At 50.4% G+C, this 6888-nt stretch carries 8 protein-coding genes; 3 read left to right on the forward strand and 5 right to left on the reverse strand.

Annotated elements, in window-relative coordinates:
* The first annotated feature begins 206 nt into the window (after positions 1-206).
* Both N836_RS76985 and N836_RS74500 read left to right on the forward strand, forming a co-directional pair.
* Entirely contained in the window at positions 207-491 is a 285-nt protein-coding gene (locus N836_RS76985) for a hypothetical protein (protein WP_023071850.1), read from the forward strand.
* Between the two features lie 196 nt (positions 492-687).
* Positions 688-891 carry a hypothetical protein gene (locus N836_RS74500; RefSeq protein WP_235071061.1) on the forward strand — a complete coding sequence of 68 codons (204 nt, stop codon included), beginning with the start codon at positions 688-690 and terminating at the stop codon, positions 889-891.
* Between the two features lie 479 nt (positions 892-1370).
* On the opposite strand, the gene N836_RS48020 is transcribed toward N836_RS74500, so the two are convergent.
* The 3 genes from N836_RS48020 to glpX form a co-directional block, all read right to left on the reverse strand.
* Entirely contained in the window at positions 1371-2096 is a 726-nt protein-coding gene (locus N836_RS48020; RefSeq protein WP_023071851.1) for a class I SAM-dependent methyltransferase, read from the reverse strand.
* Positions 2097-2230: 134 nt separating this feature from the next.
* The gene (locus tag N836_RS48025; RefSeq protein ID WP_327058685.1) at positions 2231-3610 is read right to left on the reverse strand and encodes a glutamyl-tRNA reductase; all 1380 of its coding nucleotides are present in this window, start codon (positions 3608-3610) and stop codon (positions 2231-2233) included.
* A gap of 286 nt (positions 3611-3896) precedes the next feature.
* On the reverse strand, positions 3897-4934 hold the full coding sequence (glpX, locus tag N836_RS48030; protein WP_031292166.1) for a class II fructose-bisphosphatase: 1038 nt from the start codon (positions 4932-4934) through the stop codon (positions 3897-3899).
* A 543-nt stretch (positions 4935-5477) separates the two neighbouring features.
* Between glpX and N836_RS48035 the strand changes: the two genes are divergently transcribed.
* Complete coding sequence (locus tag N836_RS48035; RefSeq protein WP_023071854.1) at positions 5478-6110, forward strand: precorrin-8X methylmutase; 633 nt, start codon at positions 5478-5480, stop codon at positions 6108-6110.
* Positions 6111-6142: 32 nt separating this feature from the next.
* On the opposite strand, the gene N836_RS48040 is transcribed toward N836_RS48035, so the two are convergent.
* Together N836_RS48040 and N836_RS77455 are read right to left on the reverse strand one after the other, a co-directional pair.
* Positions 6143-6727, reverse strand: a complete 585-nt coding sequence (locus tag N836_RS48040; protein WP_051394543.1) for an ISAs1 family transposase — start codon at positions 6725-6727, stop codon at positions 6143-6145.
* Positions 6681-6888, reverse strand: a 208-nt coding sequence (locus N836_RS77455) for a hypothetical protein (RefSeq protein ID WP_023071856.1), incomplete at its 5' end; no start/stop codon positions are given. The genes N836_RS77455 and N836_RS48040, both read right to left, overlap by 47 nt.

The raw sequence follows: 6888 nt of genomic DNA on the forward strand, positions 1-6888 counted from the left end.
CCATGAAACGAGTACTAGTTATCGGCGCAACTGGCGCAATGGGCTCATCGGTGGTTCGAGAGCTTTGCCGTAACGAGCAGGTATAGCCCGAAAAGATTCGTTGCTTTACCCGCAATCCCAATAGCGATGCCGCGTCATCAAGCGATCTATTACTCATCTGCTGGGTAGGCTATCCTAGGTATGTACAAATATAGGGAGTAACCGCTATGGATGCTCTTGAGCCTCTAAAGCTTGCCATTGCACAACTTTCTTTGGAAGAACTGGCAGAATTCCGATGCTGGTTTGCTGAGTTCGAGACTCAAGCTAATGCCGCAGCTAAGCTCGATCAACATGCTGCTGAAGCCTTGAGGATAAAGGGAAAGTTAGTCCGCCTTTCTTATCCTCAGGAGCTATTAGGATATCAACGGTGGTTTGGAGGGCTAGGCACCGAAGTCTCTGAAGAGAATCTCGATCAATATGCTGCTGAAGCCCTAAAGATAAAAGGAAAGTAGTATGTGACGTCTAACGATCGAGCTGAGCCACGAACGCCGTCGAGTTGCTATGTCGCGCTGCACTAGGGTTTCCATGCGCTAACAGGGATATGTTGCATGTCGATATAAGCTCATCATTAGAGAGAAACTTTCTGCTAATCGGGGTAGCTAAGTTTTGAGCTGTGGTTTCTTCCTAAACATCTGGAGACCAAAGCTTATGCTTCTCGATATCACCCAGGGCGCAGCTGCGTCCGTTTTTGGGAATACTCCTTTACCTGAGCATCAATACGAAACTGTCCGACACCTGGTTTTTGGCAGTCTCACCGGGGTACGCCTCACTTCCAAGACTTGCACAAAAGACACTATGCTGAGCCCAACGACTGGAGTAAACCCATCTCCACCGGACGCCCCAATGAAGTGATGGTGATCTTGACCAAACGAGTAGCTATCAAAGAATAACAAGTTTGCTAATACGACCAGTCAGATTGATTGACTGAATCAGCATACAGAAAACAATCTTGCAGGAATGTCGTGGAATACCATTCCTGCATTTTCAATTAGCCTGTCAGGCCTGCATCCGCGTGTGAGATTGGCAATCTCGCTGAGGGTGCAACTGGCAACAAGATTGTTGTTGTCAAAAAGGTCGAAGTTCTGAAAGTCTGAACTGGTTTGAATGTGAAATCAGATCTGCCGGATGGTGTCTTGCTATGGTAATTCGGACTTCGACTTCGCTCAGTTCTCGGGTGTCGGCGCGATGGACGAACTGCGACTCCGCTCAGTTCTCGGATACAGAAGTTGGCTGTATGGTAGCCGGGCTTCGGCTGCGCTCAGTTCTCGGATACAGAAGTTTGCTGAGCGCAGCCGTTCGCGAAGCGTCTCCAACGAAGTTAGCCAACTCTCCTATGCCGCTTTTTCAAAAAACAATAGGTGCTGTTGAGGTAAACGCTCATCTGTCTTTACCCAGGTTAGGCCCACTGCTGCCATTTCCTTTTTGACCTGCTTTTCACTCATCTTGTGCAAGCGCTTGATCATAATCAACGGATTCTCGGCCCGATACTCCGCCAATACCACACGACCACCTGGCCTCAGCGCATCTACTATCCCTGTCATCACCTCCCGAGGAGCCTCAAACTCGTGATAAGCATCCACCATCAGCACCAGGTCTACCTGCGCTGATGGCAAATGAGGGTTATCCTCTTCAGCCTGGACGGTTTGCACATTGGTGATGCCCTGCTCATCGCGAGCTGCTGCCAACAGCTCAACCATCTCTGGCTGCAGGTCTACCGCTAGGACCTGTCCATCGGATACCTTTCTCGCCATCCGAAAACTCATGTAGCCTGTCCCTGCACCGATATCGGCCACCGTATCAGTCGGGCTTAACCCTAGTGCATCGACAGCCATGTCAGGGCGTTCTTCTGCTTCTCGGCTAGGGCGCTCTAACCAGTAGGCTCCTTGATGACCCATCACCTGAGAAATTTCGCGACCCATGTAGACTTTGCCGATGCCGTCACTGCTGGGTTGTTTGTAGCTATAGAGGCCGTCAGCAGTGCCGATGGGCTGGGTACACCCAAGGCAGATAACGGCCAGCAATATAGGAAAAAAGAGGCGTAATGATGTCAGCACCATAATGATTGGTTCAAAATGATTGGCTCAAAAATGTGGGGGATAAAAACAGCCGTAGGGGCATTGCATGCAATGCCCCTACGGGGAATACAATATTTTTACCAGATAAGTATGTTCTACCGATTAACGTTTATTCTCTAACGTCTGGCCGCTGCTTTTTTTTCTTCTAGATTGAAGAGGACCTGTAACGTTTCCATGGCTTGTTTCCGGGACTCAGCATCTTCCTGCGCCCGCAGTTGGGTCATGGGATCGTGCAGAATCTTGTTGACAATGCCACGAGACAGGGCTTCGACGACGCTGCGATGTTTGTCAGAGAAGTCAGCACCAAGACGAGAGAGGGCTTTTTCCAGTTCCTGTTCGCGGATGGCTTCTACCTTAGTGCGCAGACTGCTGATGGTGGCAACGGTGTCGAGGGAATTCCACCATTTAATAAACTGGTTCAGTTCCTGCTCTAAAATACCTTCGGCTTCCTGGGCCATCTGACGACGGCTTTCCTGATTTTTGGCGACAACTTCTTTGAGGTCATCAACGGTATAGGCTTTTACACCGTCTAACTCCTCAACATTCTTATGCACGTTCCGGGGCACAGAAATGTCGAACAGGCTAAGGGGACGATCGGCTAAACAAGGCTGCACGTTGTCACGGTGTAGAACGGGCTCATCGGAGGAGGTGCAGGTAAAGACGATATCAGCCTTGGTGACGGCAGCTTCCATGATGTCCATGGTGCCGGTTTTGATTTTGACATGGCTGTAGTCGGCGGCTAGATCATCAGCTCGCTTGATGCTGCGGTTGAGCAAGGTGATGTTGACTGCTCGCTTGGAGACTAGATGCTTGACCAGCAGGCGACCCATTTTGCCAGCACCGATAATGGTGATATGGCAATCGGTGAAGTCAGGGATCTTCATCTGGGCTAGCTCAGCGGCAGCGGAACTGACGGATACTGCGCCGGTACCAATGCTGGTTTCGGTACGAACTCGCTTACCAGTTTTAATGGCGTCTTTAAACAGACGGCTGAGAATACGACCTACACCTTTATATTTCTGGCTTTCGGCTAGAGAGTGCTTGACCTGGGCCAAAATCTGACCTTCGCCTAGGACTAGGCTGTCTAGACCGGAGGAAACGCGCAGCAGATGCATGATGGCGTCTTGCTGGATCAAGATGAACAGATGAGGGCGCAGTTCATCAATGGGGACATCGCCATACTCGGCCAAAAACTGGGTGACTTCGCGAATGCCGTTTTCGGTATCACCTAAGACGACGTGTAGTTCTAGACGATTGCAGGTGCTGAGAATAGAAACTTCTTTAACGTAGAGGTAGCTGGTGAGTTTTGCGATCGCACCCTCGATCTTAGGTGTAGGAATACTGAGTTTTTCTCGAACCTCGACCGGTGCAGTCTTATGGCTAAGGCCAATAACGGCAATATTCATTCTTCCTCCCAAAAAGATGTTTTTATTAAATGCCCGACGTCCCGGACGATCGCAGTAATTAATTGTCTTTAACAGTGATGAGATCAGCATTCTAGCGATATTTCGCTAGGTTTTGCTCCCTATTGAAATTAGAGAAAAACTGACCCCCAACTCAAGGTTTCTCAACAAAAGTCCATCAAACAGTGCTAACTGTTACTAAATGACATACAGACACAAGAACACTCCAGCCATTTGTCAACGGCTAGAGTGTCTTCTAAAGAAAATATTTCTGGCCTATCCCCTCCTGGGGGGTGCCGTAGGCGGGGTGAGTTAACCGCTTAAGCCTAAGTGTTGAGACCCACCCCACTGCCCCTCCAAGGAGGGGAGACCCTAAAGACTACTTAAGGGAAACGTAGCTGGGGTTGTCCGCCATGTGGATGGTGTCCACAAAGCGAGCAGTCTTGGACTGGTTGGAAATTACCAGAGTCTGAGTACGAGCACCGCCCTTGAAGAAGCGGACGCCGTTCATCAATAGACCAGGAGTAATACCGCAGCCAGCAAACAGTACAGTCTCACCACAAGCAAGCTCTTCAGCGCTGTAGATCTTATCGGGGTCAGAAATCCCCATCTCTGCTAGACGAGCGAGGTTAGCTTCCTTGCTCTCACCGATGAGGCCAGTTTTTACAATGGCAGGATCGTAAATTAGCTGACCCTGGAAGTGACCACCTAAGCAGCGCATAGCGGCAGCAGAAATTACACCCTCAGGTGCAGCACCGATACCCATCAGAGCGTGGGTGTTAGTACCGGAGAATCCGCAGGAGATAGCTGCAGATACGTCACCATCGCTGATTAGACGAACGCGAGCACCGGCATCACGGATTTCCTTAATTAGGTCGTCGTGGCGTGAACGCTTCATCACCACAACTACCAGCTCATCAATCGCGCGGTCTAGACACTCACCCAAAATCTTCAGATTCTCAGTGGCAGACTTGGTGATGTCTACCTTGCCTTTAGCTGCCGGGGGAGCGGCTAGCTTGTTCATGTAGAAGTCGGGGGCTGCAAATAGACCACCCTTCTCGGAAATGGCCAGTACAGCCATGGAACCAGGCTGACCGTAAGCGCAAAGGTTAGTACCTTCACAGGGGTCAACGGCGATGTCAATTTCGATTAGCTCATCGGGATTACATACTTCAGAGGCATTGGGCTGGGTGCAAACGCCCACTTCTTCACCGATGTAAAGCATAGGAGCATCGTCACGCTCACCTTCACCAATAACGATTTTGCCGCGCATGTGAATTTTGTTCATGCGCTCACGCATGGCTTCTACAGCCACCTCGTCAGCAATATCCTTTTCCCCTTTACCCATCCACCGAGCAGATGCGATCGCAGCCTGCTCGACGACTTCAATAATTTCTAAACCGAGGGTACTTTCCACTGCGTATTTCCTCCAAACTGCCTGCTGTTTTTCAACTTTGACCACGCCCAAAACTGGCATTCTCCGATAGAGGCCCGATAGGGGAACCTACAGGGTTCAACTTGGACGTGGCTGAAGACGGCACTGCTGATTGTCGGGACATCTATGAGGAGGCACTACTTGCCACCTACCCAGAATCGTTCCTAGAACCAACAGTGGCATTAAGACTAATGTGAGCGCCTTTGATAGCTTCAGAATATCAGACCAAGGGGGCACCTTTCTTACTGGGTAGATCACCTCAAACGGTTGATTCAAGGTCTCTTAACACCAGCGGGTCGATCTAAAAACAGGTTGATTTGACTCTGGTCAATGGCTCTAAAGCCTTAGGGCATCAGAGGTTTGGAATAAGCATTTTTACTTATGCTAAGTGTTTTAATTTGTTGGTGTGTCTCTGGACTGCCCATCAAAAAAATATCGACACTACGGATTCACTTGCCCGAATACCAGAAAAACAGCTGACGATGCTAGTCTATTGAGAATTAGCGGCAACCGCAGGCAGCACTTATGGAATGGCACGTTACTGATGCACGGAGCTTACGCATCATTGATCAAGAAATAGGTGAGCATACATTTGCTCCAGCCGAGTATGAAATCGTGCGACGGGTCATTTATGCCACTGCAGACTATGAGTATAAGCATCTCATTCAGTTTTCGGATCAGGCACTGCCATCAGGGGCGGCGGCTTTAGCGGCGCGGACTACTGTTGTTGTGGATGGGCCGATGGCCCAGGCGGGTATTACCCCCAGGCTACAAGAAACGTTTGCGAATCCGGTGTACAGCGCAATGGATGCGATTACACGACCGCAAAAGGATCAGTCTAAAGCGGCCTGGGGGATTGAAACGCTGGCTAAGCGTTACCCAGAAGCGATCTTTGTTATCGGTCATTCGCAACCGGCGTTAGATAGTTTGGTGCAGCTGATTGAAACTGACGTGATTCGACCGGCGTTAGTCATCGCCACACCGGCTGGTTTTTTGGAAGCAGAGGTGACCAAGTCTCGCCTTAAAGATAGCCTGATGCCCAGTATCTGTATTGGGGGGCGCAAGGGTAGCACTGTGGTGGCGGTGGCGATTGTAAACGGGCTGATTGATCTGGCCTGGAAAGCCTATGGTGGCAAGCAGCGGGGGGCGGTGGGATAAGGCATACCCTCCCCCCTGGACGCAGGGCTGATCTATTGAAAAAAGGAAAATAGTTTTTCGATATCGTGTGCGACCATTCGAATACCGTGTGTAATGGAGTCGAATCCGTTTCTTCGGAAGAGGTTGATAGCTACGGTGCGGAGAATCCCAAAGTTGGTTAGGGCATGCCCATCACACACCGGCACCCAGTCTTCTCTGAAGACTGCATCTTTGGGCCAATGTAATCGGTTTTCAATATGCCAATGGTGGCGGACCCGGTGGGCTAAGGTTGGGGCATCCTCCATCCGAGAACTCATGTAAAAGAGAGTTTCTGAAAACGGTGTCTGTCCACGATACCCGACTCGCTCCACTTTGATAATTGCCTGGAGACCCACCCACGCTGGGTCAATGTCGGACGGCGGTGGCAGGACGCTGATCGTTCGAGTGATGTCCCGCCCATGGGAACGGTCGCGCTCACAAACGGTCCGGGTCGGAATGGAGTGCTCAAATGCGGATGCGATGGCTTGCTGGAGCTTTGGCTGATTGCCCTTGACCGTAATTAAGTAGTCGTTACCACTGGCCAAGATGGCCTCAACGGTTTTTTTTCGTGTGTAAGGCGTCAAGACTGATACACACATCCGTTAACTCAAGCTGTTTGAGCAGCTCCTCAACCACCGCGACTTCACTCGTTTGACCATTGCGCATCGGGGATAAGGCGACGACCTCTCCACGCTCTATGCTGAAGGCTGAGACGACGCAGATAAAGTCTTGGTAGCTTTGGTCATAGTCGCTCAAACTC

This window comes from Leptolyngbya sp. Heron Island J, from assembly GCF_000482245.1.
GTDB lineage: Bacteria > Cyanobacteriota > Cyanobacteriia > Phormidesmidales > Phormidesmidaceae > Leptothoe.